At 64.9% G+C, this 2,291-nt stretch carries 1 protein-coding gene; it reads right to left on the bottom strand.

Annotated features, from left to right (window positions below; translation table 11 throughout):
- Positions 1-225: 225 nt before the first annotated feature.
- Positions 226-1,836 carry a CTP synthase gene (locus B5F19_RS16605; protein ID WP_087292843.1) on the bottom strand — a complete coding sequence of 537 codons (1,611 nt, stop codon included), beginning with the start codon at positions 1,834-1,836 and terminating at the stop codon, positions 226-228.
- Positions 1,837-2,291: the final 455 nt, after the last annotated feature.

The raw sequence follows: 2,291 nt of genomic DNA, 5'->3' as shown, positions 1-2,291 counted from the left end.
CCGAGTGTTGGCGGGGGAGCTCGAGGGGGCGGCAGCCCGCCTCGAGTGGGATCGAATGCCCTGAATGCCTTGCGCAGCAAGGCGTTCAGCGAGCGCAGCGAGGACTTTTTCGACAGCCTGAAAGGCGGACCTGGTCCGCCTTTTCCCTTTTGATTTAAGCCCTCCGGCTCCTCTCCTTACGAGGGAACCGCCGGAGATGGCAAAGTGCCGGCCCGCGCCGGTGCGTCACTGGTTCTGATACGTTTTTGCCGCGGCGATGAACTCCCGGAACAGGGGATGGGCCTTGTTGGGCCGGCTCTTGAGCTCCGGGTGGAACTGGACGCCCACGAACCAGGGGTGGTCTTTCCGCTCCACGATCTCCACCAGGCGGCCGTCGGGGGAGAGACCGGCCAGGGTCAGGCCGCCGGCCTCCACCAGCGCCTCCCGGAACTGGTTGTTGAACTCATAGCGGTGGCGGTGGCGCTCGGCGATGTCCAGAGAGCCGTAGGCTCTATAAGTGAAGGTGTCCTCCCCGGTGACCCGGCAGGGGCAGGAGCCCAGGCGCATGGTGCCCCCCTTGGCGGTGATCCCCACCTGGTCGGGCATGAGGGCGATGACCGGGTGCCGGGTGGTTTGGGAGAACTCCCCGGAGTGGGCGTCCTCCATGCCGCACAGGTGGCGGGCGGTCTCGATGACCGCCATCTGCATCCCCAGGCAGATGCCGAAGAAGGGGATCTTGTTCTCCCGGGCGTAGCGCACGGCGGAGATCATCCCCTCGATGCCCCGGTCCCCGAAGCCGCCGGGCACCAGAACGCCGTCCACCCCGGCCAGCTTCTCGTGGGCATTTTCATCGGTGACCGCCTCCGAGTCCACCCAGCGGATCTTCACGCTCACCTCGTTCTCGATGCCGCCGTGGGTGAGGGCCTCCACCACCGACAGATAGGCGTCGTGGAGGGCCACATACTTGCCCACCAGGGCGATGTGCACACAGCCCTTAGGGTGCTTGGCCCGGTAGACCATGGTGGCCCACTCGGTGAGGTCGGGGGTGTGGCAGATGAGCCCCAGGCGGCGCACCACCACGTCGGCCAGCCCCTCCCGCTCCAGCATCAGGGGCACCTCGTAGAGGATGTCCGCCGTCAGGTTGGGGATGGCGTGGTCCACGGGGATGTTGCAGAACAGGGAGATTTTCTCCAGAATTTCCCGCGACAGCGGGTAATCGCTGCGGCACAGGATTACATCCGGTTGAATCCCCAGACCCAGCAGCTCCTTCACCGAGTGCTGGGTGGGCTTGCTCTTGAGCTCCCCGCTGCCCGGGATGGACACGATGAGGGACACGTGAATAAACATGACGTTCTGGCGGCCCCGCTCGGCGGCCACCTGGCGGATGGACTCCAGGAAGGGCTGGCTCTCGATGTCGCCCACGGTGCCGCCGATCTCCACAATGGCCACGTCGGTGTCCGGGCCCTCCAGGGCGTAGATGTGGTCCTTGATCTCCCCGGTGATGTGGGGGATGATCTGGACGGTGCCCCCCAGGTAGTCCCCCGCCCGCTCCCGGTTGAGGACGTTCCAGTAGATCTTGCCCGAGGACACCGAGGAGGCCCCCGTCAGGTTCTCGTCAATGAACCGCTCGTAGTGGCCCAGGTCCAGGTCGGTCTCCGCCCCGTCGTCGGTGACGAACACCTCCCCGTGCTGATAGGGGCTCATGGTGCCCGGGTCCACGTTCAGGTAGGGGTCCAGCTTCTGGACCTTCACCCGCAGCCCCCGCTGCTTCAGCAGACGGCCCAGAGAGGCCGCCGCAATGCCCTTGCCCAGGCCGGATACCACGCCGCCGGTGACAAAAATGTACTTGGTCTGCATCATTCATACCTCCGTTTGTATTGAGTGTGGCAGGAATTTGTGGTTTTATAATTTTATAGATAGCGTTTCGCCGCTTTTCTCGTAGGGGCGGCACACTGGGCCGCCCGCCTTCCCAGGTCTTTCCCCGGGGCGGATAAGGGGGGCTCCCCAAAAAAGCCTTCCCCCTGGGGGGAAGGTGGCCCCGAAGGGGCCGGATGAGGGGGCACTCCCCCCTAAAAGCCTTCCCCCTCGGGGGCCGACTCCCCTTGTCAAGGGGAGATGGCCGAAGGCCAGAGGGGATAGGGAAAGGTGGCTGGCCGAAGGCCAGACGGATGAGGGGGCGACGATAGAGCGGTTTCGTTTATCGCAGGGGGATTTCGCCGCCTGCGGGCGGCGAGTTTCTTTCTGGATGCCCAGAAAGAAACCAAAGAGGCACCAGGGCGCGGCTCAGGATGAGCGCTTTGCGCTCATATTCG

This window comes from Pseudoflavonifractor sp. An184, assembly GCF_002160305.1.
Taxonomy (GTDB): Bacteria; Bacillota; Clostridia; order Oscillospirales; family Oscillospiraceae; genus Lawsonibacter; species Lawsonibacter pullicola.
This window is presented reverse-complemented; position numbering and strand designations above follow the sequence as displayed.

Coding starts and splice junctions, on each gene's coding strand:
- B5F19_RS16605 (WP_087292843.1), bottom strand. CDS start 1,836: ATGCAGACCAAGTACATTTTTGTCACCGGCGGCGTGGTATCCGGCCTG.